This window comes from Megasphaera sp. An286 (assembly GCF_002163455.1).
Lineage (GTDB): Bacteria > Bacillota > Negativicutes > Veillonellales > Megasphaeraceae > Megasphaera > Megasphaera stantonii.
On sequence record NZ_NFIY01000006.1, the window covers coordinates 41,878 to 65,759 of the forward strand.

The window sequence follows — 23,882 nt, forward strand, 5'->3', positions numbered from 1 at the left end:
ACATGGACACGTTATTGCAGCTTATGGAATCGTATGGGTATATCGCCATGTTCATCGCTATGGTGCTGGAAAATGCCAATATTCCCATTCCCAGCGAAGTCGTCCTCGGCTTCGCCGGATTTCTCATTTCCCAAAACATCTTCGACTTTTGGACCACCGTCGTCATCGCCTGTCTGGCCGGCGTCGTCGGCTCCATCGTCAGCTACTGGCTTGGCTCGTACGGCGGCCGTCCCTTGCTGCTGAAATACGGGAAATACATCTTCTTCAACGAAAAGAAATTCAATATGGCAGAAACGATGTTCAATAAATACGGCGGAGCGGCCGTCTTAATCTGCCGCTGCCTGCCCGGCGTGCGGACCTTTATCTCCTTTCCGGCCGGCGTGGCCCGCTATCCCTTCGGACGCTTCGTCGTCTTCACCATCATCGGCACGATTCCCTGGACGCTTCTCCTCGTGTGGGCCGGCTCAATTCTGGGAAGCCATTGGAAGGACCTGATTCAGTACAATCACATCTTCCTCGCCGTCATCGTCGCCATCTGCGCAGTCTGCGCCCTCCTCTTCCTCTGGAAACGGCGCCGCGGGAGATTGGCAAAATGAAACATTGGCTTTTTGAAAATCGATACGGCCTGACGGTCGCCTGTATGGCAGCAATTATTTTGCTGCCTTTTTTGGGTATTGCCCCCCTGACGGATCCCAACGAGCCCGTATACGGGCAAACGGCCAAGGAAATGCTGCTGGCCGGGGACTGGCTTTCTCCCCGCATTTACGGCCAGTTCTGGTACGACAAGCCGCCCCTGTTTTATTGGCTGGAAATGCTGTCCTACAGCCTCCTCGGCATTTCCGACTGGTCGTCCCGCCTGCCCAGCGCTGTCGCCGCCGTCACGACGGCCTTATTCGTCTACGTCCAGGGCAAGGACCTGTTCAATCAAACCATCGCCTTTATGGCGACGCTCATCTTGCTGACCAGCGTCGGCTTCATGTACGTCGGCAAAGCCGCCGTCACGGACATGACCCTCATGCTCACCCTGACCGTCGCCATGATCTCCCTGTATCAGGGAAAATATTACCGGGCTTACGCCTTCTGCGGCCTGGCCCTGCTGGCCAAAGGCCCCGTCGGCTACGCCTTTCCGGCGCTCATCATGCTGCTGTATATGGCCGCTACCCGCCAGTGGACCCTTCTCCGGACGATGAAAATCCCCCAGGGCCTCTGCATCGCCTTTCTCGTCGGCCTGCCGTGGTACGTATTTATGTATCAGACCCACGGCGATATATTCTTGCAGACCTTCCTCGGCTATCACAATCTCGTCCGCTTCATCGCGCCGGAGCATCCGGGACAAAACAGTATTTTCTTTTTCATTCCCGTCTTTATCGGCGCGATGGTCCCGTGGATTCCGGCCCTGGCTCCGGCAGTGCGCCGCTTGTTCAAAAAACGCGACCCCTTTAACGACACGGTGCTGTTCTGCCTGATTTGGGCGGCCTTTATTTTCGTCTTCTTTTCCCTGTCTCATACGCAGCTGGTCACGTATATCGCCCCGGCCTTCCCACCGGCAGCCTATATCATCGCCTGGTATCTGTACCGCTGCTATCTGGAAAAGCGCCCGCCTCTCGGTGCAATCGCCGCCGCCTATATCCTGGCCGTCGGCCTGTTGCTCTGCAACGCCATTCCGCTGAACGCAGGGGCGGAATTTTTCGCCCAGCCAATCCTCATCGGCTCGGTCCTGCTGAGCACGGCCTTGTTCCTGCCGGCCTTCCTGCTGTACCGGCAGCTCTGGAAGCAGGCCTTCGCCTCCGCCGTCGTCCTCATGGTCGTCTTTTCCTGGGCGGCCTTCGGCTTCGTCATGCCTCGCATCGCCGAGCACACGACGTCGTACGAAGCGGCCTATATCCTCCACGACGTATACGACGGCCGGTCCGATTTATACATCGAAAAATTTCTCCACCCGGGCATCGCCTATTACAGCAACCTGCACGGCATAGAATGGCAAAAGGACGACCTGCCCGACTTCGCCGCCCTGCTGACGTCTCCCGATAAGGCCTATATCGTCATGACCAAGACGTCCTTCCTCAAGCTCAATCAAACGGTGCCCGAACTGCGGCAATACGGCATGGCGGCAGATCTGCCGGCTCAAGTCATTCTCATCAATCATCCATAGGAGGTATGCAATGAAACACCGCCCTGTATTTTTCCTGCTCGCCGTCCTCTGCTTCCTGTTTCTGCTCCTCGGCAACAGCCAGCTGGCCGTCACCGACCCCGTCGAGTCCAACTACGCCCTGACGGCAAAGGAAATGGTCTTGTCCGGCGACTGGATTTCTCCGCAGATTTACGGCACGTACTGGTTCGATAAGCCTATTTTTATCTATTGGATGCTGTGTATTTCCTACACGCTGTGCGGCTTTACGGATTTCGCCTCCCGCCTGCCCGGCGCCCTCTTCGGCACGGCGTCGGTCGTGCTGGCGGCATGGTATATGCTGCGCCGCACGGGCCGCATGACGGCCGCCCTCATCGTGGCTGCCATGACCGTGACATCTCTGGCCGTCTGGGCCATCAGCCATTCCATTATTACCGACCAGATGCTCTTCTTCTTCACGTCGGCGGCCATGTTCTTCGCCTATATCGGCCTGACGGAGGGGAAAAAATGGTACGTCGTCGCCGCCTACGTCATGGCCGGATTCGCCGTGCTGACCAAGGGCCCCGTCGGCATCGTCCTGCCGGGAACGTTCCTCCTCGTCTTCATCGCCTTGCGCCGCAATACGCAGTATATCAAGCGCCTCTTTCCGCCTGCCGGCATCGTCCTGTTTCTCCTCGTCGTCCTGTCCTGGTACGGCACGATGTACGCCCGCCACGGCTCGGCTTTTATCGACGGCTTCCTGGGATTTAACAACGTCGTGCGGGCTACCGTATCGGAGCACCCGGAAATGAACGTCTGGTATTACTACGTCGTCCTCGTTCCCGTCAGCCTGCTGCCCTGGACCGGCCCCTGCCTGTACGGCCTGTGGAAACGGCGCGGCTGGACGGACGAATACGTCTTCATGACCGTCTGGGCCGTCGGGACCATCCTCTTCTACACAGCCATGGCGACGAAATACCCGACCTACGCCTATATCGCCAATATGCCGCTCCTGTACCTCGGCGCATTGGCCGTCATGGATCTCCAGGAAAAGAGCTCGCGCAAACGCTGGACAATCGTCACTGGCCCGGCTCTCTTCTTCTGGCTCCTGTTTTTGGGAGCGGCCCTATTCGCCAAGCCCGGCGCCGTCGTCCTGGGAGACCTGTTCTGGCTCATCGTCTTCATTCCCCTGGCCATGGCAATCCTCGTCTTCTCCCAATGGCAGAAGGCCCTGCCGGCGATTCCCATCGTCATCACAGCCGGCACCATGGTCATATACGGGCTTCTGACCTTCCAGGTATTGACGCCCTTTTACGAATACCGCTCGTCGTCAGCTCTCATCGAAGCCTCGTCGAAGTTCCCCGGCCAGATATATTTCTTCGAAGAATACCGCACGTCCTTCGTCTATTACACGGACAAGGGCGCCGTCTGGACCGCGCCGGCCAGCTTTGACGAAAACGCCCGCCTGAAACGGGACGCCGTCTGGTCGAAAAAGCATCTCTTCCCGACGGAAGAAGAACGCACCGTCATGGATAAGCTGCAGCGCCGCGAAGCCCTGACCCTCATCGTGCCGCGGAGCCGGTACGACGATTACGTCGCATCGCCCTTCTTCCCCCTGACCCGCCAGCTGGGAAAATTCGGCACGTACACCGTGTTTACTACCTTATAGGAGGCCCCTATGTCTACGATTGAAACCTTTCTCTCTTCACTGCGGCAGTATGAAGGCGACGGCGTGTATAATCCCTGGCGCGATTACGACGAGCGCTGCGACTGCGGCCCCGACGCGCCTCTCATCCGCAGCCGCCAACTGACGGACTACCTGCGCCGCCGTATCGGCCGCGCCAAATACCTCTTCGTCGCCGAAGCTGCCGGCTATCAGGGCTGCCGCTTTACAGGCGTAGCTATTACGTGCGAGCGCATGCTTCTGAACGCGCACAAGCAGGTGACCAGCGCTATGGTCCTGGGCTACGACGGCCAGCGGACAAGCCGCCCCGACTGCCCCTTTATGACCAGCAACCCCCAGCGGCGGCAGGGCATGAATGAACCGACGGATACATACGTATGGGGAGCCATTCTGGACAACGGCCTTTCGCCGGACGACGTCATCCTCTGGAATATATTCCCCTTTCATCCCCACAAAGATTCGCCCTTCAGCAACCGCACGCCGACAGACGCCGAGCTGGCCGCAGGCCTTACGTACACGCAGGAGCTCTTAGGCCTGTGCCGCCCCGATATCCTCATCGGAGCCATCGGCCGCAAATCGGCCCTCATGCTGGAAGAAAAAGGCCTGGCCGCCGCCGTCATGCGCCATCCGGCCAACGGCGGAGCCGGCTTATTCCGGCAGCAATTTGCCCAATGGATTTCTGAAAACGCTCGCCCGTAATTGCGGCCGGGCGTTTTTTTATGCCCAAAGGAAATTCTTTATCTCTTTATTACAGTAAATCATCGTTACTTTACAAAAATATATTAGGTATTTTTATATATTTTCCGTAAATTATTCAAAAAGCCATTGCATTTTTATTATTAATTGTTTATAATTGAACGTAAACCTGTAGGCGGGCCCTGGATTCTGCGCACGTGCGGTTTTCCGGCTCGTTTTTTAGTATGAAGGGGGAACTATGTATGTATAAAAAACTGCGCGACCTGCCGGAACCGCAAGGCTTGTACGACCCGTCGTTTGAACACGACGCCTGCGGCATCGGCATCGTCGCAAATATACGAGGCAAAAAATCGTACGACATCATCGACGACGCCCTCACGATCTTGGAAAATCTGAAGCACCGCGGCGCAGAAGGAGCCGACGCCCAAAGCGGCGACGGCGCGGGGATACTCATTCAGATTCCCCACGAATTCTTCTGCCGCGAATGCGAAACCCTGGGATTCTCCCTGCCTGCCGAAGGCGAATACGGCGTCGGCATGATCTTCGCCCACCGTTATGAAGAATTCCGCAAGAAACAGATGGAGGCCTTCTCGGACATCGTCCGGGCCGAAGGCCTGTCTATTCTGGGATGGCGCGACGTTCCCGTCGACGAAAGCCTGATCGGCAATATCGCCAAGACGACTCGTCCCCATTTCCTGCAAGTCTTCATCCAAAAGAGCCCGTCTATGACCAACCAGATGGACTTTGAACGCAAGCTGTATATCATCCGCAAGCTGGCCGAAAAGGCCATCGTCCCCATCAGCCAGGAAAAGGGGACCGATTTCTACATCGCCAGCCTGTCATCGCGGACGATCGTGTACAAGGGCATGCTGACGTCGGTCCAGCTCCGCCATTTCTACCTCGATTTGTCCGACCTGGACGTCACGACGTCTATGGCCCTCGTCCACTCGCGGTTCAGCACCAATACCTTCCCCAGCTGGGCCAGGGCCCATCCGAACCGCTACATCGTCCACAACGGCGAAATCAATACGATCCAAGGCAATATCAACTGGCTCAACGCCCGCGAAAGCAAATCGAAATCGGAATTCTTCCCCGATATGGAAAAGGTATTCCCTGTCGTCGATGCCACGGGCAGTGACTCGTCCATGTTCGACAACTGCCTAGAATACTTGTACATGACGGGCCATTCCCTGCCCCACGCCATGATGATGATGATTCCTGAGCCGTGGGAACGGGACCCCCTCATGAGCGAAGAAAAGCGGGATTTCTACCGCTATCATAACTTCATGCTCGAGCCCTGGGACGGCCCGGCGGCTATCGGCTTCTGCGACGGCACGGTCATCGGCGGCATGCTGGACCGCAACGGCCTGCGCCCGGCCCGCTACTACGTCACGCGGGACGACCGGGTCATTGCCAGCTCCGAAGTCGGCGTCGTCAACATCCCGGCCGACGAAATCCTCTACAAGGGCCGGCTGGAACCGGGCAAGATGCTCCTCGTCGACACGAAGGAACAGCGCATCATCGACGACGACGAAATCAAACGGCAAATCGCCACGGAGCATCCCTACCACCAGTGGTACGAAGAGCACATCGTCCATCTGGACGACCTGATGAACAACCAGCTCATCACGGACAACGACACCCTGATTCCCTACGACCTGAAGGAGCAGGAAAAAGTCTTCGGCTATACTCAGGAAGACATGGACAAGGTCATCCTGCCCATGGCCCGCGACGGCAAGCAGCCCATTGATTCCATGGGCGTCGACGTGCCCCTGGCCGTCCTCAACGACAAGCCCCAGCTCTTGTACGATTACTTCAAGGAAAACTTCGCCCAGGTCACCAACCCGGCTATCGACGGCGTCCGCGAAAACATCGTCATGGCGACGGCCGTCATGGCCGGCAACGTAGCCAACATCATGGACCCCAACGAAGAAGCCACGGCGGCATTGTACTTAAAAACGCCGCTCATTACGAATGAAGAAATGGCCGTCGTCAAGTCCCTCATGTCGAAGAAGCTGCGGGCCGCCACGCTATCCATGCTCTATCCGGTCAACAGCGGTGCCGAAGGCATGGAAACGGCCATCGAATCCTTGTGCATCGACGCCTTGAAAGCCATAAAGAACGGTGCCAATATCCTCGTCCTGTCCGACCGTGGCGTCAACTCCCGCATGGCCGCCATTCCGGCCCTCCTGGCCTCGGCAGCACTGCACCACTACCTCATCGACAAGACGGTCCGCTCCGACGTCGGCCTCATCCTCGAATCGGGCGAACCGCGGGAAATCCACCACTTCTGCACGCTCATCGGCTACGGCATCACGGCCATCAACCCCTACATCGCCCTCGAATCCATCAAGGAACTAATTCTCAAAGGCAAGCTGGGCAAGATGACTTATGAAAAGGCCCGCGACAACTACATGGACGCCGCCGTCAAGGGCATCCTGGCCGTCATGTCCAAGATGGGCATTTCTACGGTCCACAGCTACCACGGCGCGCAGATTTTCGAAGCCGTCGGTATCAAGCAGGACCTGATCAATAAGTATTTCTGCAACACGCCGTCGCGCATCGAAGGCATCGGCATCACGGAAATCGCCAGGGAAAACGCCCTGCGCCACGAAACGGCCTACGGCTCCGACGACGCGCTGGAACGGGGCGATTTCTACCAGTACCACAAGGGCGGCCAGCCTCATATCATCGACCCCGAAGCGGTCCGCCTGCTGCAGAAGGCCTGCAAGGAAAAGAATTACGATATCTATAAGGAATATGCCGAGCGGGTCAATACGTCTTCCATCTTCCGCCTCCGCGACCTTCTGGAATTCGAATATCCCGCCGGCTGCAGCATTCCCATCGAAGAAGTCGAATCGGTCGACTCCATCGTCAAGCGGTTCCGCACCGGCGCCATGAGCTACGGCGCACTCAGCAAGGAAGCCCACGAATGCATCGCCACGGCCATGAACCGCCTCGGCGGCATGAGCAACACCGGCGAAGGCGGCGAAGACGCAGCCCGGTTCAGCACAGAAACGAACGACAAAATCAAGCAGGTCGCCTCGGCCCGCTTCGGCGTGACGAGCAACTACCTCATCCACGCCGACGAGCTGCAGATCAAATGCTCCCAAGGCGCAAAGCCGGGCGAAGGCGGCCACCTGCCGGGCAGCAAGGTCTACCCGGATATCGCCAAGACGCGTCACGCCACGACGGGCGTCGCCCTCATTTCGCCGCCGCCCCACCACGACGTCTACTCCATCGAAGACCTGGCTGAGCTCATCTTCGACCTTAAAAACGTCAATCCCAAAGCCCGCGTCGGCGTCAAGCTCACGTCGGGAGCCGGCATCGGCACCATCTCGGCCGGCGTCGTCAAGGCAAAGGCCGACAACATCGTCGTCAGCGGCTACGACGGCGGCACGGGCGCGTCGCCGCGGACCAGCCTGCGCCACGCCGGCCTGCCCTGGGAAATCGGCTTGGCCGAAGTGCAGCAGACCTTGCTTCTCAACAAGCTGCGCGACCGCGTAAAGGTCGAAGTCGACGGCAAGATGCTCACCGGCCGGGACGTCGCCATCGCCGCCCTGTTCGGCGCGGAAATCTTCGGCTTCGGCACAGCTCCGCTCCTGACCATCGGCTGCCACATGCTCCGCGTGTGCCACCTCAACACCTGCCCCTACGGCGTCTGCACACAGGACGAAAAGCTGCGCAAGCGCTTTAAGGGCAAGCCGGAATACATCGTCAACTTCATGCGGTTCGTCGCCCAGGACCTGCGGGAAATCATGGCCCGCCTCGGCTTCCACACCATCGACGAAATGGTCGGCCGCTACGACTGCCTGAAGCAAAAGCAGCACGTCCCCAACTGGAAGGCTGCGACGGTCAACCTGAAAAACCTCCTCTTCCGCCCCTATACGGACGCTTCCGTAGGCCACCACTGCACCATGGACCAGGACCACGGCATCAACGCTACCCTGGATATGTCCAAGCTCATCCGCATGTGCCGGCCGGCGCTGGAACAGAAAAAGCACATCTGCGCCCGCCTGCGCATCCAAAACACGGACCGCGTCACCGGCGCCCTCCTGGGCAGCGAAATCACGCGGCGCTACGGCGAAAAGGGGCTGCCGGAGGATACGATCAGCCTGTCCTTCGTCGGCTCTGCCGGCCAAAGCTTCGGCGCCTTTATCCCCAAGGGCCTGACCTTGTCCCTTGAAGGGGACGCCAACGACTACGTCGGCAAGGGCCTGTCCGGCGGCAAGATCATCGTATCGCCGCCGCGGGGCTCCGTCTTCCCGGCTGAAGACAACATCATCATCGGCAACGTCGCCTTCTACGGCGCGACGAGCGGCGAAGCCTACATCAACGGCACGGCAGGCGAAAGGTTCTGCGTCCGCAACAGCGGCGCGACAGCCGTCGTCGAAGGCGTAGGCAACCACGGCTGCGAATACATGACTGGCGGCCGGGTCCTTATCCTCGGCAGCACGGGACGCAACTTCGCCGCCGGCATGTCCGGAGGCATCGCCTATGTCTACGACTTAGAGCCGGCCAAGTGCAACCCCGACCTGGTCAAGCTGGAAGACCTGACCGACCCGGACGAACAGCAGTTTGTCAAATCGCTTCTGGAAAAGCACGTCGCCTACACGGACAGCAACCTCGGCCACATGCTGCTGGAAAACTGGGAAGACACCGTATCGCGGATTACGAAAGTCATCCCCGAAGCGTACGAAGAAATGGTCTCCCTCATCGCCCAGGCCCAGGCCGAAGGCCACAGCGAAGAAGAAGCCCATATGATCGCCTTCGAACAGAAACACGGCAAGAAAAAGTAAATATGCTTATTGCAGCGACAGCCGCCTGATACAGGCGGCTGTTTTTCGTCTGCCGTCTGCAGCGCTTTGACAATTCTGCATTTACCTTTAGTCAATACGTCGTAGCTTTTTTGGTTATTCCCCAGCAGAGACGGGCACCTTACAATATAGATATACACAGTTTTTCAATCGTCATAGCAAAAGGAGCGACAAACATGAACACAGTAACCCTCAACAACGGCGTCGCAATGCCCATACTCGGCCTCGGCGTATTTCAAATAGACGACGCGTCCCGCTGCGAACAAATCGTACGGGACGCCCTGCGCGCCGGCTACCGCCTCATCGACACGGCCGCCGCCTACGGAAACGAAGAAGCCGTCGGCCGCGCCGTCAAGCGAAGCGGCATTCCCCGCGAAGACATCTTCATCACGACGAAGGTCTGGGTACAGGACTTCGGTTATGAACAGACGAAGCGCGCCGTCGCCGCTTCCCTGCAAAAGCTGGACATGCCCTACGTCGACTTAGTACTGCTCCATCAGCAGTTGTCCGACTATTACGGCTCGTGGCGGGCATTGCAGGAATTGTGCCGCCAAGGAACCATCCGGGCTATCGGCGTTTCCAATTTCTATCCCGACCGGCTGGCCGACCTCTGCGAAAACGCCGACATCCTTCCGGCCGTCAACCAGATCGAATGCCATCCCTTTTACCAGCGCGCCTACGACCTGGAGGTCATGAAAAAGCTGCACGTCGCGCCTATGGCCTGGGGTCCCTTCGCCGAAGGCGGCCACGACATTTGGAATAATCCCGTCCTGAAAGGCATCGCCGCAAAGCACGGCAAAACCGTCGCCCAGGTCGCCCTGCGCTTTACCCTCCAGCGCGGCGTCATCGTCATTCCCAAGACGGTTCACAAGGACCGGCTCATCGAAAACATGGACGTCAGGGACTTCGAGCTCGACAGCGAAGACATGTCCCAAATCGCCGCCCTGGACACGGGACGCACGGAAATCATCGACCACTTGAACATCGATGTCGTCCAGTTCTTAAACCGTCATAAAATTCACGAGTAAACAGAAAGGATACATCATGAAAACGATTTTACTAGTCAACGCCAGCCCCAGAGCCAAGGGCAACTCGGAAATCATCACTCAAAATTTAGCGGAAGATCTGAAAGACCAGCGCGTCGTCGTCTTTACCATGCGGGACAAAGACTGCCGGTACTGCAAAGCCTGCGGCGCCTGCCAGGGAACGGAGGGCCAACGCTGCGTGCAGGACGACGACATTACGAAATTGCTGCCAGTCATCGAGGCCTGCGACGCCATTGTCGTCGCCACTCCCATTTACAACCAGCAGGTATCGTCGCTGGCAAAGCTGTTTATCGAGCGGTTCTACCCCTGGTTCGATTTCAGTAAAAAGGGCATGTCCAATACGGCGAAATACGGCAAAAAAGCGGCCCTCGTCTGCTCCTTCTGGGACAGCCCCAAAGAGGAGGTAAAAAAATATGCCGATTGGACAGTGAGCGGCTTTTGCCAAATAGGAGCCGAACAATTTCAAACCCTCATCTTCAACCATATCCCCAATGCCGGCGACGTCGCAAACCGGCCCGATTACTTAGAACAAGTGCATCAGCTCGCCTGCTGGCTGAACGAATAACCTGTATACCAAGGAGGATACTCAGATGGAATACATAACCTTACGTGATGGAAATACTATCCCCGCCGTCGGATTCGGCGTATTTCTCATCCCCAACGACGGCAGCACCTACGACGCCGTGACGAAGGCCCTGCATCTCGGCTACCGCCACATCGACACGGCGGCGGCCTATTTCAATGAAGACGAAGTCGGCAAAGCCGTCCGTGACAGCGGCATCCCTCGTGACGAACTCTTCATCACCAGCAAGCTCTGGCTTCAGGACTACGGCTATGACGCCGCCTGCAAGGGCATCGACGCGTCCTTGAAAAAGCTGGGCCTCGACTACGTGGACTTGTATCTGATTCATCAGCCCTACGGCGACGTGCCCGGCGCATGGAAAGCCATGGAAGACGCCCAAAAAGCCGGAAAAATCAAATCCATCGGCGTCAGCAACATGACGCCCAACATTTGGAACCATTTCGTCCCCCAGTTCGACACGATGCCGGCAGTTAATCAAGTCGAATGCCATCCCTTCTTCCAGCAGAAACAGCTTCGTGAAGCATTAGATACCTGCGGCACAGCACTGGAAGCCTATTTCCCCTTAGGCCACGGCGACGAAGCCCTTCTCACCCATCCCCTCGTCACGGCCCTGGCCCATAAATACAATAAGACAGCCGGCCAAATCATCCTGCGCTTCGAAGTACAGGAAGGCTTCGTCGTCCTGCCGAAGTCGACCAATCCTCAGCACATGGCCGACAATATCGCCATCTTCGATTTTTCCCTGACCGACGAGGACATGGTGCGGATACGCGGCCTCGATACGGGAAAGGGCAGCCACGACCCGGAAACGCCGGGCATGGGCGACATGCTGCTGAATGCGTATAAGGTACATGAGTGAAGTCAACGCAATATGCGTTCAATCCTAAGAACTATTTACCAGCATAGTCTTACAAGTAACCCATACTTCTCCATACAGCACACAGGGCCGGCCCCGCAAGGACCGACCCTGTGTGTCATATATCATATTTTATTCTGCCGAGCCGGCAACGTGCCGCCGAATGATGTCGATAAATCCCCGCACTGCCTCAGACGGTTTCCGGGCATATAAAATCCCGTAGGAAACGCCGTAATCCAAATCGACGAGGGGCAGCGTAATCAGCGAGGGATGCACGCCTGCCCAGGCGTCCAGCGTCAAGAGGGGCAAGCCCTGCTGCCCGCAGAGATTGAACGTATCGACGTCGTAATAATAGCTTGCCTCTTCGATGATAATCTGGGGATGCTCCCGCTTCAGCAGGCGATGAAACTCGTCTATCTGCTCTGTATCGCCGCTTTTTACCATGACGACGCGCTCGCCGTGAAGGTCGTCCAGCGTCAGGGTCTTCCGCGACGCCAGGCGATGGCCTTCAGGAAGGGCGATGCAGAACCGATACGTCCCCAAGGGCAGGTAATTGGCCCTGGCCTGCATGCTGCGGGAGTTGAAGGAGCCCACTAAGACGTCGATGCGGTCGCCCAGGGAAGTGATGACCGACAGAATCTGTTCCTTCGTATCTTCATAGGGGACGATGCGGAACGTATAGTTCCCATAGGTTTCGCGCAGCGGAGCCCACAGGTCCGTCAGCACCTTGCTGGGGTTGAGCAGGGAAGATCCGACGCGGATCGTCACGCCGTCCCGGCCGCCGGCCTGCTTCGCCCGGGTCACGGCGTCGGCGGCATAGGCCTGCAGCTTCAGGCCGTCTTCATACAGGGAGCGGCCTGCCGCCGTCAGCGAAACGCCCTGATTGTTCCGCATCAGCAGCGTAAGGCCCAACCGCCGCTCCAGGGCGTTCATCTGCTTCATGACCGACGCCGGCGTGACGAAAAGGCGCTGGGCAGCCTTGGCAAAACTGCCGCTGTCTGCGACTTGTAAAAAGACTTGCAGCTGTTGACTCAGCACGATGTCATCCTCCCCTTCTGTGTAGTACACGAATTGTAGCACGCCCCTTAGCAGAGGTCAAGAAATTGGTATCGTTTATTCCCGTTTCCGTCAAGGTATGCTATACTGATTAAACATACACGTGAAAGGAAGTTTGTTACAGTATGGCTCTATCGTCTCTTTATAAAGGCATTCTATACTGCGTCCTCGGCGCCGTCACCTGGGGCGTCAACGGTACGGTCAGCCAATATCTCTTCACCCACTACGTCGTCGACTCGGCCTGGATTACGGCGCTGCGCATGATTGCCGCCGGCGTCGTCCTCCTAGTCCTGTTTTTCCCGAAGCAGCGGAACGCCTTTTACGGCATGTTTCACGACCCGGCCAGTCTCCGCAATCTTCTCCTCTTGTCGATTTTCGGACTCCTGCTCTGCCAGTATTCCTATTTGACGGCCATCAAATATTCCAATTCGGCAACGGCGACGGTACTTCAGACCCTCAACGTCGTCCTCATGTCCTTTTTCCTGGCCGTCCGCTTCCGCCGCAGGCCGTCGGCCCGCGAGCTCGTCTCCGTCGCCCTGGCCGTTCTGGGCGTATTCCTCGTCGCGACGAACGGTAACCCGTCGACGATGGTCCTGTCTCCTCAAGGGCTGACATGGGGCCTCATCGGAGCCGTCGGCTGCGTCGCTTACCCCACCCTGTCCCAGGGCCTGGCCATCCAGTGGGGCGCCGTGCCGGTCAACGCCGCAGGCATGATTATCGGCGGCTCCGCCCTCTGCCTGGGCGTGCAGGCCTGGGGCATGACGCCGGAGCTGGACGCCGTCGGCTGGCTCACCGTCGCCTTTATCATCCTCGTCGGCACGGCCTTGTCCTTTACGCTCTTCGTACAGGGCATCCGCCTCGTCGGCCCGATGAAATCCACCCTCATCGGCACGCTGGAACCGGTAACAGCGGCCGTCGTCTCTGCCGCCTGGCTGGGCACGGCCTTCCACCCCGTCGAGCTCGCCGGCTTCGTCTGCATCCTGGCCACGGTCTTCCTCATCGTAGTACAGTGGCCTTCCCGGTAATGTAAAGGAGGATTCCCATGCCTGCCAATACCTTCGACATCAGACACAGCATCCGCATCGCCGGAGCCTTCATCGCCTAGGTCATCGGCTCAGGGTTCGCTACGGGCCAGGAAATGCTGCGGTTTTACGCCAGCTTCGGCCTTTATGGGTACGGGGCTGTCGCCGTCAATTTAGTCGGCTTTTTAGGAATGGCCTACTTGCTGATGCGGACAGGCTTCGAACACAAAAAAGAACCGGGCTTTAATCACTTTCAATTTTTCTGCGGCCAAAGGCTCGGCCTCGTCTATACGTGGCTCATCATCGCCACGCTGATCCTGCTCATGCCGGTCCTCGTCGCCGGCGCAGGAGCGACCTTGTACGAATATTACCGCGTGCCCCAGCCTCTCGGCTCCGCCGTCATGACCGGCTTGCTGCTGGCGGCCTACCTCATGGGCTTCGAGCGCCTCATCCAGGTCATTTCCTCTATCGGGCCGGTTATCATCGTCTTTTCTTTAGCCATCGGCTGCGGCGCCATCGCCGCCGATTACGGCCAATTTTCCCAAATAGAAAGCTATGAATCAGCCCTCACCCCCTATCAGGCGGCGCCCAACTGGTTTCTGAGCGCCGTCCTGCACCTGAGCCTGAATTTCTTTCCGCCCAGCATGTACTTCACCCGCCTGGGCGTCTCCGCCACTTCCAAGCAAGAGCTGCGGGCCGGCGCGTTCCTGGGTGCCTTCGTCGTCATCCTCTGCATCGCCGTCATGACCACGGCTATCCTGCTGAACGGCAATGCCGCCGCAGGACTGGACATCCCCGTCCTGTACCTGGCGCAAAAACTCCATCCCCTGTTGGGCGCGGCCTTTTCCATCACGCTGCTCCTGGGCATCTTTTCCTCGTCATCCGTCATGATGTGGTCCATCTGCAGCCGCGTCACCTGCTGGGGAAAACAAGGCAACGTCGCCTTTGCCGTTGCCGTCGCCCTGTTTACCTACGTTGTCAGCCTCTTTTCCTTTGGCCACTTAGTCGCTGTCCTCTATCCGGCCATCGGCTACGCTGGGCTTCTCTTTATCGCCTGCGTAGTATACAAAAATTTCAAAACATAAGATATGCAAAACAGCGTATGTCCATTCTCTTTTTATCGGACATACGCTGTTTTTTACGCCATAAATAATATTCTATAAAGTGCAGCGGCTCAGTGGTGGGCCGGCGCCGGAACGGCTTCCGCTGCGGCGGCCTTCCGCGCTTCTATGGCGTCCATCTTGCGGGCGAAGATACCAGCCAGAATCGAACCCGTGACCTGGTGAATAGCCGCGCCGATAGCCGCGGGAATCGCCACGGCGGGAGCAAAGAATACCGACACGAGGGAAATAGCCAGGGCGTCGTTCTGCATGCCTACTTCCAGCGTAACAGAATGGCGCTGACGCTGTCCCAGGCCCAGCTTGCCCGTCACGAAGTAGCCGATGCCGAAGCCGAACAGGTTATGAGCCAATACGATGAGGACCATGAAGAAGCCCAATTCCAAAATCTTCGCGCCGTTGATGGCGATGACGCCGCCGACGATGGTCAGCACGCCGAAGGCCGAAATGAGGACCAGTACCTTGGACAACGAAGCGATGTGCTTTTCACCGATGATCTTGTGAACGATCAGGCCGGCAGCCAGCGGCACGAGAATTACCTTCATGACGGTCATGGCCATGGCCAAGAACGAGACTTCGACCCACTGGCCTGCCAGGGCCCAGACGATAAAGGGCATCATAATCGGCGCCAGCAGCGTCGAAACCGTCGTAATCGACACGGCCAGGGGGACGTCGCCCTTGGCCAGAAAGCTCATGACGTTAGACGCCGTGCCGCTGGGGCAGGAGCCGAGCAATACCATGCCGACGGCCAGTTCCGGCGTCAGGTCAAAGGCCAGCACCAGGGCATAGGCTACGATAGGCATAATCGTGTAGTGAGCCGTGCAGCCGATGAGCACTTCCTTCGGCCGCTGGATGACCAGCTTGAAATCCTTGGCGTGCAGGGTCATGCCCATGCCGAACATGATGATGCCGAGAAGCGTAACCGTATGGGGCACGGACCACAAAAACGCGCCGGGCATGAAGTACGCCCAAAGGACGACCAAGAAGACGATATACGTCAAATACCGTCCAACAAATCCACTCAGCATTCCAATCCATTTCATCATACAAAAAACCCCTTTCTGTACCCCTATCTTACGTATAACGAACAGCAAAACGGCGATTGGCGAAAAAAAAATACTTTGCCTCAAAAAGAGACAAAGTATCATATACTCTGCGGTACCACTCTTGTTGCCCGTCGGGACCCCTCGTCGGCATCTCCGGAAAATCCTTTTAATGCCCGGCATGATAACGGATGCCTGCCGGCTGCGTCTACTAACTGGAAAGATAAGCGTTCGGGCAGCTGCTCCTGGGCGACTTCCTGCAGCGCTTCCATCCCGCCTCTCAGCATACGGCCGGTTCTCTGTAATTTCTGCGGCAGCAGTACTATTCCCAATCAACACTGTTTTGTATTCGTTGAAGCTTATTATACGCTTAAATCCTTCAAAGTCAATACATTTTTAAAATTTTACGAAGTTTACTAAATAAATTAATCGTTTAACTTTATATTTTAAAGTCAGTAAAACGTATCATCTATCCGGCAGCGCCGAAGGGCGGAGGCCCGTCAATCCTTGTTCAGCTGCTCGTCGAGCATATCCTGGCTGACGTCGTCCAGCTCGCTCAGCAGCTTGATCTTCAAGCGCGTAATGCGGAGATTTTCCACTTCTTCCACGTAAATTTCCGCCTTGGGCAGCTTGACCATCTGGCCGGCTTCGGGCTGCGTGTTGAGCTGCGTGTAGACCCAGCCGCCGATAGTATCGCACTGCTGGTCTTCCAGCTCCAGCTCGAACAAGTCGTTTACGTCTTCCAGCAGCATCTTGCCATCGACGGAGTAGATCTTATCGGTCTTTTCCTCTACCTCCGGCCGTTCCTCGTCAAATTCGTCCTGAATATCACCGACGAGCTCTTCCAGGATATCTTCGATCGTCACCATGCCGGCCGTACCGCCGTACTCGTCGATGAGGACAGCCAACTGCTTCCGTTCCTTCTGGAGCTGGCGCAGGAGCTTGCTGATAGGCATGAAGACCGGCACTTCCAGCACGTCGCGGGCCAAGGTCCGCAAGTCCGATTTTTTCCCGTCCTTCAAAGACCGCAGGAGGTCCTTGATGTGCAGGAACCCGATGATGTGGTCCTTGTCGCCGTCGCAGATGGGGTAGCGGGTCATGCGCTCGTTCAGGGCCGTCTCGACGCAGTCGTCGAAACTGTCGTCCAGATACAGGCAGACCATATCCGTACGGGGCACCATGATCTCGCCGGCGCTGCGGTCGGAAAAATCGAAGACGTTGTCGAGATAGGTCAGCTCGCTTCTGTCGATATAGCCGTATTTATAGCTTTCCTTCATCAAAATGCGGATTTCTTCTTCGTTATGAGCTTCTTCCGCCTCGCTGGCAGCCTGTATGCCCATGCGGCGCAGCGTCCAGTTGGCGATATGGTTCAGCGTCCAGACGGCCGGGTACATGAGCTTGTTAAACAGAATCAGCGGGCGCGATACGAACAACACCACGGCTTCGGTCTTCTGAATCGACAGGGATTTCGGCACCAGCTCGCCCAATACGATGTGCAAGGCCGTAATCAGGGAAAAGCCGACGATAAAGGCCAGCGTGTGCTCCAGCTGTACGGGCACCTGGAAAAAATGAAACACCGGCGCCAGCATCTTGGCCACGGCAGGCTCGCCGATCCAGCCCAGCCCCAGGGAGGCCAGGGTAATGCCCAGCTGCGTCACCGACAGGTAGGCGTCCAGATGCTCCGTCACCGTGCGGGCGTATACGGCGCTCTTATTCCCTTCCTTAAGCAGCGTATCGACTCGCGACGGGCGCATCTTGACGATGGAAAACTCCGACGCTACGAAGAAACCGTTCAGCACGACTAAGGCTAAAATCAAAATGATGTTGAAAGTTATCTCAAAATAATCCAAGTACAGCGTTTCCCGAAGGAAACAGTCACCTCCGCTCAAAAAGCAAATAGTATTAAAAAGAAATATCATTTTTATTGTATCATATAACGCAAAGGCTTCAAAGGGGCGGTACGATTATAAATTTGCATAGCTGTCCTCAGGCGGCGTGATTCTTTGTCCCTGCCATTTCCTGCCATGGCCAGACCGAAAAAACTATTTGAAAATTTTACTTATATGCGTATAATTGTGTATAATATACATGAGAAAGGATGGTTTGCTTATATGATGATTGATAACGCAGAAGGCCTCGTATTCCGGCCGCCCAGCGAAGCGCGCAGCTTTATCCTGCGGGTGACTATCGGCTGTTCCCATAATATGTGCACGTTCTGTGCGATGTACAAAGATTCCAAATACCGCGTCCGTTCCCTCGAGGAAATCGACGGCATTATCGAGCGGGCCGCCCAGGCCTACCCCTTCGTGCGCCGCGTCTTCCTCGCCGACGGCGACGCCCTCGTCCTGCCGACGGACGATTTGATCCATATTCTGAAAAAATGCTATGCTACGTTCCCCAATATTAACCGCATCGGGGCCTACGCCACGCCGGCCGACCTGAACCGCAAATCGCCGGAAGACCTGAAGCGCCTGCGCGAAGCCGGCCTGGGCATCGTGTACATGGGCATCGAAAGCGGCGACGATGAAGTCCTGCGCCACGTCAAGAAAGGCACGACAGGCGCGCTGACTGTCAAAGCCGGCAAAAAGGCCCTCGACGCCGGCATGAAGCTGTCGGCCATGATCCTCATCGGCCTGGGCGGCAAGGAGCGGACAAAGGAGCACGCCCTCCATACGGCAGAAGTCGTATCGGCCATCAACCCGACCATGCTCAGCGCCCTGACCCTCATCATCCCCGGCAACGTGCCGCTGTACGAAGAAGTCGTCACAGGCAAGTTTACGCCTCTCACGGCCCGGGGCTTCCTCGAAGAGCTCCATATGATTCTGAGCCATACGGACATGAAAAATCCCTGCATTTTCCGCAGCAATCACGTGTCCAACCTTGTCCCCGTCGGCGGCACCCTGCCGATGGATAAGGACGCCATGCTGGCTACGCTGGAACGGTATATTCCCCGGGCCGACAACGTGCGTCCCCTCTTAAACGACACCGGTAATTTCTGATAGGAGGTCTTTCCTATGAAAAAGTTCCTGCTTCTCATCCTGGCATTGTTCACTATGACGGCGTCGGCCTTCGCCGCTGACAGCGAGCCGCGCTTTGACAACATGCGCACGGCCCTCATCGTATCTACGACGCAGCGGGGAGCCGAAGCGCAGTACATGCTGAAACGGCTGAGAGAACCGTTCCGCATCCCCTACTGGGACCGCGTAGAGGCGCAGGAACAGCTCGCTCCCGACGGCATTACCATCGACGCCATGCGGGCTTTATCGGAAAAATACAACGCCGACATCGTCGTCGTTCCCGTCGTCCAGACCTGGTATTGGCGGCAGTATCAATTCTTCTTCCGCTTCGACGGCGAAATCGTGACGGACTGCGCCTATTACCTCTCGGTCTACGCCTACGACCGCAAGCAGGACACGCTGAAGAGCTACAGCTCCCGCGGCCGCGAACGGGAATCGGCGTCTATCCTCAACAATCCTTACGAAATCTTAGGGAAGGCCATGGACGAAGTCCTGGCCAAGCTGCCGTACAAGCGGATTCCTACGGACATCGAAGCCGTCCGCGGCAGCATTTCCAAGCTGGACGTCAAGACGACCGAAGGCGGGGCAAAGATCATTACCAACGAACTGCCTATCCCCGTAACGCAATAACACGACAAAAAATCGGAGCAGACACTTTCGTCTGACTCCGATTTTTTTATTGCATCCTATTTTCCAAAGGCCCCTTCGACTCGTTTTAACAAGGCTGGAATATCCAATCCCTGCGGGCACTTGGCCAGGCATTGGCCGCAGTTCGTACAGGACGAAGCCGGGTCGCCGCGCTGGATCGGCGACATGGACGTCGTGTAGTCGAACATGGCCCGTTTTAAATCCTTGTGGAGCAAATAGTTGTTGTACACGTAGGCAAAGATATAGCCGATGGCTACGTTTTCCGGACAAGGAATACATTGATAACAGCCCGTGCAGTCGATATGACCCGGCGTTTCGCGGTAGGCCCGGATCGCCCGCCCCAGGGCTTCCCGTTCGTCCGGCGTCAGCATGTTGGGTTTGGCCTTTGCAGCGTACTGCAGGTTCGCTTCTACGTCCTTCATGGAGCCCATGCCGCTGACGGCGACGCTGACTTCAGGAATATCCCACAAGTAATCCAAGGCCCATTCGTTGTCGGGCTTATGGATGCCCGTCGAGGCCAGGGCCTCGCGCATGGACTCAGGAAGGTTCGCCAAAAAGCCCGTCCGCACCGGCTTCATGACGGCCAGGCCCATGCCGTTTGCCGCCGCATACTTCGGCCCCAATACGCCGGCTTCGTATTCGTAATCCAGATAATTATGCTGAATAAGGCAGAAATCCCAGTCCGCCGCTTCGACGACCTCCTTAAACAGCTCCAGCCGGTCGTGGAAGGAAAATCCCATGAAGCGGATTTTTCCCTGGGCTTTCAACTTTTCTATCTTTTCAATGAGGCCGAAGGGAATGACCTTTTCCTTCCAGCCGCGGTGCATGATCATGTGGATATGGTAAAAGTCGATGACGTCCGTGCCGATAGCCCGCCGCGATTCGTCAAACATCCTTTCGAAATCGTCAGGCGTCTCCATGATCCACCACGGCGACTTCGACGTGACGTATACCCGGTCGCGCCAGCCGTTGGCCAGGGCCTTGCCTACGGCCAGCTCGCTCTGTCCGCCCAGATACACCCGTCCCGTGTCGATGTAGTTGACGCCGCCGTCGATGGCCCGATGGACCATATCGACGGACTGGTTCATGTCGACGGTCTTGCCGTCGGCCAGCATGGGCAGGCGCAGCATGCCGAATCCCAAAGCCGATACCTTGACGCCGGTCTGGCCCATAGGCCGGTACTTCATCTTAGGATTGTAATTTAATATGTCTTTGCCGTCTTCTGCAACGCTTCCCGCCTTATCCTTGGCCAAGGCCGTCGGCCCCATGACCATGCCGGCGGCGACGGTCAGGGCCGCGCTTTTGAGAAAATCTCGTCGGTTCATCGCCATTTCCTTATCCCTCCAGTCCGAGTAAGTAGGCCGGATTCCGCCGCACCAGCGTATCGACGACACGCTGGGACACGCCGCCGTCCAGCAGCTCGCCGATGCAGGCCCGCATCCCTTCCGACGGGTCGGGCATGTTCGCCTGGCCCATATCGGTAGAAATAAAGCTCCGTTCCGGCGCGACGGAAACGTAATTCATAAAATCCCGGGCTGATTCCCGTTCATATTGGCTCATCGCCGTGCCGGCTCCCCACACGCGGGGCAGGTAGCACAGCTCGATATATGCGCCCAGATCGACGCAGCGCTTGATGTCATCGGCCGTCATGCGCCAAATCAGGGAATTGACATGGGTGACGACGAATTTATGTACGCCCACTTCCTTGGCCTTGGCCGCCATGAGCAGGCTCTCCTGAGGCGACGAATGGCCCGTCGCAAAGATGATGTCGTGGTCGGCGCAGATTTCCATGACCTGCACGACCTCCGGCAGGACCTTGCCGTCCTGGACGACGGGAATCCCCTGTCCCGCGCGGCCTTCGACGGCGTTAGGATATACGGCGGCCATCGTCGGCATCCAGATGCATTTGCAGCAGTGCCCTGTCGTTTCCACGGCCATCTTCGCCGCGTGGACGTTGATTTTGTCGCCGACGGCGTAATTCATGCAGAAGCTGCCGAACACTTCAAAATCCGGCAGGGACTGGCGGATGAGATAGGCCCGGTCGTGGCAGCTCCATTCGTTCGACTTGTACATGACGGCCCGATAGCCCAGCTTCTTGGCCTTGCAGGCGAAATCAAACTCATTGATGCACCGCTCCCGCACGTCCGGCGCGGCATGGATGTGGATGTCGCAGACTCCCTTCAATAATTCGTCCGCAGCGCCCTTCTCTTCTTCCATCGCCGCCGCAGCCGACGGGATGCCGCCGGCTACATTGGCCATGACCATGGCGCCGCCGGCTAATCCGGCTTTTTTCAAAAACTCCCGCCGCGTATATGTGAATCCCTCACGCATAGCAAGCTCCTCCTCATTTTATTACAGGTTAATACAAAACGTTATGTATATGGCAAGCAGTCGCCGTCCGGCGCCTTGCCTCTACCGATATTGTATCCCTTTCATGACAACGGGGCTAATGCTTGTTTCAAATAAAAAGAAATACGGCGCAAGCATTTTTACAGATCGGCAAGGTTCCATCTGTCTGGCGCCAATTAATTGTAGCTGGGCTGATGAAACAACGCTTCAAAGGCTTCCCGTTCGGCAACCCGGTCATAATAGGCCGCTTCCTGCTCCGGCGAATCGAAGGCCCGTACGGCATGATACGACGCGTTTTCCGAAGCAGTCTGGTTGGTATATCGTTCTTCAAAGGCCTGTCTTGCCTGTTCCTGCTGGTAATGGGCAGCTTCCTGTTCAGGTGAATCAAAGGCCGGCGCGGCGGCAAAGGCAGACGCGCTCATCAGGCATAATACGATAGCAGCCGTTACGTTTTTCATCATCGAATCTCTCTCCTTTAAATAAATAGTTAAGAAACTACACTAGTAATCCTAAAAATAAGGCTTTTAATTTTTTATTCTCCTTAGGATGACTTTAGTTTACACCCCGTTTTTTATTATGTCTAATGCCTATGTTTTATCGCTTAAAATACGATACGAGCATTTTTTTATTGTCCCAAATTCACTCCGCTCCCACTGAGGTCATCGCCATGACCAAACAGCCAAAGGGCATAGAAATACCCCGACAGCCTGTTTCACGCAGACCATCGGGGTACTCATACGCTGCAGCATCTCCGCCGCCTACAGCCATATTTCTATGACGGAAAAGACGAGGAGAGCCGCCAATATCCAGTTTAAAAGGCGTTCGTAGTTTTTAAAGAAACGGTCCAGCGCCGCTCCGGCCAAGGCCCAGACAACATTGGATGCCGCGCAGGCCAGGCACATGACGATTCCCAGGCCGATGATGAGGCCTTCGCTCGTATATACGGGCAGGAGAAAGGACGTGTAGCCGATGAGCAGGAAGATCATGACCTTGACATTCGTAAAGTTCAGCAGCATGCCGGCCAGAAACCGTTTCCCCTTGTCGACGACCTTGCCGCTGCCGCCGCCTGCCGACGGCGCGAACATCTTATAGGTCAAAAATAAGATATACGCCGAGCCGACGGCCTTTAAGGGAATTTCTATCCACGGCAGGACCGCCTGCAAGGAATGAATGCATCCATAAATCACGCCGTTTAAGATAAAAAAGCTGACGAACAGCCCCCACAGCAGGGGCGCCGCGCCGCGAAAGCCGAGCCGCCGGCTTTCGGACATAGCCATGAGGTTATTGGGCCCCGGCGTAAAGGCCATGACGAAGGTATACGATAAAAATGCTATCAGTTCCATAGGGCACTCCCCTTCTCACGGCGTCTTACAGACACTCCTTGACCATCTTTATTTCGTATATCAGGTCTCCGTCAGGACGCCATTCCGTATTTTTCACTCGTTCCGTTATATGAAATCCTGCCCTCTCGTACAGGCGTATCGCGTCGGTCAGGGGCTCTGCCGACCAGAGCATGAGGCGGGTATATCCCATTTCCTTTGCCCCGTCTAACACCACCTTCATTAAAGCCGACCCGACGCCGCAGCGCCGGTAGTCCGGCTCCACTAAAAACAGCCGAACCTGCCCTTCGCCGGCCTCGCCGCTCTGGCAAAGCATGACGCTGCCAATCAGCCTGCCGCACTCGGCTACCCAAAGGGCTTCCCCCTCCTGCTGCGCGCCGGCAAACTCCACGGCGATCTTCGCGGCATACTCCGTAAAAGCCGGCCCCCAGCCGTATTCAGCCGGCAATGGGCGTCGGCGACGTACTGTTCTTCGCCGCGCCGATAGGGACGAACGATAT

Annotated in this window: 20 protein-coding genes and 1 other annotated feature; of the genes, 12 read left to right on the forward strand and 8 right to left on the reverse strand. The window is 56.9% G+C overall.

Annotation, left to right across the window (positions count from 1 at the left end):
- Positions 1-2: 2 nt before the first annotated feature.
- From B5F80_RS04305 to B5F80_RS04340, 8 genes are all read left to right on the forward strand, one after another.
- A complete protein-coding gene (locus B5F80_RS04305; protein WP_087477594.1) occupies positions 3-596 on the forward strand; it encodes a DedA family protein in 594 nt (197 codons plus the stop codon).
- Positions 593-2,152, forward strand: a complete 1,560-nt coding sequence (locus tag B5F80_RS04310; protein WP_087477595.1) for a glycosyltransferase family 39 protein — start codon at positions 593-595, stop codon at positions 2,150-2,152. The genes B5F80_RS04305 and B5F80_RS04310 overlap by 4 nt, the downstream gene beginning before the upstream one ends.
- Before the next feature lie 10 nt (positions 2,153-2,162).
- Positions 2,163-3,776, forward strand: coding sequence for a glycosyltransferase family 39 protein (locus B5F80_RS04315; RefSeq protein ID WP_087477596.1), 1,614 nt, complete (start codon positions 2,163-2,165; stop codon positions 3,774-3,776).
- 9 nt (positions 3,777-3,785) lie between these two features.
- Entirely contained in the window at positions 3,786-4,490 is a 705-nt protein-coding gene (locus tag B5F80_RS04320; protein WP_087477597.1) for a uracil-DNA glycosylase, read from the forward strand.
- 239 nt (positions 4,491-4,729) lie between these two features.
- Positions 4,730-9,286 carry a glutamate synthase large subunit gene (gene gltB / locus B5F80_RS04325; protein ID WP_087477598.1) on the forward strand — a complete coding sequence of 1,519 codons (4,557 nt, stop codon included), beginning with the start codon at positions 4,730-4,732 and terminating at the stop codon, positions 9,284-9,286.
- A 194-nt stretch (positions 9,287-9,480) separates the two neighbouring features.
- Positions 9,481-10,332 carry an aldo/keto reductase gene (locus B5F80_RS04330; RefSeq protein ID WP_087477599.1) on the forward strand — a complete coding sequence of 284 codons (852 nt, stop codon included), beginning with the start codon at positions 9,481-9,483 and terminating at the stop codon, positions 10,330-10,332.
- Between the two features lie 16 nt (positions 10,333-10,348).
- Positions 10,349-10,915, forward strand: coding sequence for a flavodoxin family protein (locus B5F80_RS04335; RefSeq protein ID WP_087477600.1), 567 nt, complete (start codon positions 10,349-10,351; stop codon positions 10,913-10,915).
- 25 nt (positions 10,916-10,940) lie between these two features.
- Positions 10,941-11,792 (forward strand): aldo/keto reductase, encoded by an 852-nt coding sequence (locus tag B5F80_RS04340; protein WP_087477601.1) that lies wholly within the window; start codon positions 10,941-10,943, stop codon positions 11,790-11,792.
- A 129-nt stretch (positions 11,793-11,921) separates the two neighbouring features.
- Here the strand turns inward: B5F80_RS04340 and B5F80_RS04345 are convergent, their stop codons facing one another.
- Positions 11,922-12,827 carry a LysR family transcriptional regulator gene (locus B5F80_RS04345; RefSeq protein ID WP_143747160.1) on the reverse strand — a complete coding sequence of 302 codons (906 nt, stop codon included), beginning with the start codon at positions 12,825-12,827 and terminating at the stop codon, positions 11,922-11,924.
- A 143-nt stretch (positions 12,828-12,970) separates the two neighbouring features.
- Between B5F80_RS04345 and B5F80_RS04350 the strand changes: the two genes are divergently transcribed.
- Together B5F80_RS04350 and B5F80_RS04355 are read left to right on the forward strand one after the other, a co-directional pair.
- Complete coding sequence (locus B5F80_RS04350; protein ID WP_087477603.1) at positions 12,971-13,870, forward strand: DMT family transporter; 900 nt, start codon at positions 12,971-12,973, stop codon at positions 13,868-13,870.
- 113 nt (positions 13,871-13,983) lie between these two features.
- Positions 13,984-14,952, forward strand: coding sequence for a hypothetical protein (locus B5F80_RS04355; protein WP_204246344.1), 969 nt, complete (start codon positions 13,984-13,986; stop codon positions 14,950-14,952).
- A gap of 89 nt (positions 14,953-15,041) precedes the next feature.
- Here the strand turns inward: B5F80_RS04355 and B5F80_RS04360 are convergent, their stop codons facing one another.
- Positions 15,042-16,031 (reverse strand): bile acid:sodium symporter family protein, encoded by a 990-nt coding sequence (locus B5F80_RS04360; protein WP_087477604.1) that lies wholly within the window; start codon positions 16,029-16,031, stop codon positions 15,042-15,044.
- 83 nt (positions 16,032-16,114) lie between these two features.
- Positions 16,115-16,373, reverse strand: a binding site (T-box leader).
- Between the two features lie 155 nt (positions 16,374-16,528).
- The gene (locus B5F80_RS04365) at positions 16,529-17,878 is read right to left on the reverse strand and encodes a hemolysin family protein (RefSeq protein ID WP_198947422.1); all 1,350 of its coding nucleotides are present in this window, start codon (positions 17,876-17,878) and stop codon (positions 16,529-16,531) included.
- 261 nt (positions 17,879-18,139) lie between these two features.
- Here B5F80_RS04365 and B5F80_RS04370 point away from each other — a divergent pair, with 261 nt between their 5' ends.
- Both B5F80_RS04370 and B5F80_RS04375 read left to right on the forward strand, forming a co-directional pair.
- Positions 18,140-19,027 (forward strand): radical SAM protein, encoded by an 888-nt coding sequence (locus B5F80_RS04370; RefSeq protein WP_087477606.1) that lies wholly within the window; start codon positions 18,140-18,142, stop codon positions 19,025-19,027.
- 15 nt (positions 19,028-19,042) lie between these two features.
- Positions 19,043-19,675 (forward strand): hypothetical protein, encoded by a 633-nt coding sequence (locus tag B5F80_RS04375; protein ID WP_087477607.1) that lies wholly within the window; start codon positions 19,043-19,045, stop codon positions 19,673-19,675.
- A 56-nt stretch (positions 19,676-19,731) separates the two neighbouring features.
- Here B5F80_RS04375 and B5F80_RS04380 read toward each other — a convergent pair whose 3' ends face one another.
- The 5 genes from B5F80_RS04380 to B5F80_RS04400 form a co-directional block, all read right to left on the reverse strand.
- Positions 19,732-21,024, reverse strand: a complete 1,293-nt coding sequence (locus tag B5F80_RS04380) for an aldo/keto reductase (RefSeq protein ID WP_204246345.1) — start codon at positions 21,022-21,024, stop codon at positions 19,732-19,734.
- 4 nt (positions 21,025-21,028) lie between these two features.
- A complete protein-coding gene (locus tag B5F80_RS04385; RefSeq protein WP_087477608.1) occupies positions 21,029-22,024 on the reverse strand; it encodes a DUF6282 family protein in 996 nt (331 codons plus the stop codon).
- Positions 22,025-22,218: 194 nt separating this feature from the next.
- A complete protein-coding gene (locus tag B5F80_RS04390) occupies positions 22,219-22,503 on the reverse strand; it encodes a hypothetical protein (RefSeq protein ID WP_087477609.1) in 285 nt (94 codons plus the stop codon).
- 297 nt (positions 22,504-22,800) lie between these two features.
- Positions 22,801-23,385: a LysE family transporter gene (locus B5F80_RS04395; protein WP_087477610.1), complete on the reverse strand. Its 585-nt coding sequence runs from the start codon at positions 23,383-23,385 to the stop codon at positions 22,801-22,803.
- Between the two features lie 25 nt (positions 23,386-23,410).
- Positions 23,411-23,830 (reverse strand): GNAT family N-acetyltransferase, encoded by a 420-nt coding sequence (locus B5F80_RS04400; RefSeq protein WP_087477611.1) that lies wholly within the window; start codon positions 23,828-23,830, stop codon positions 23,411-23,413.
- Positions 23,831-23,882: the final 52 nt, after the last annotated feature.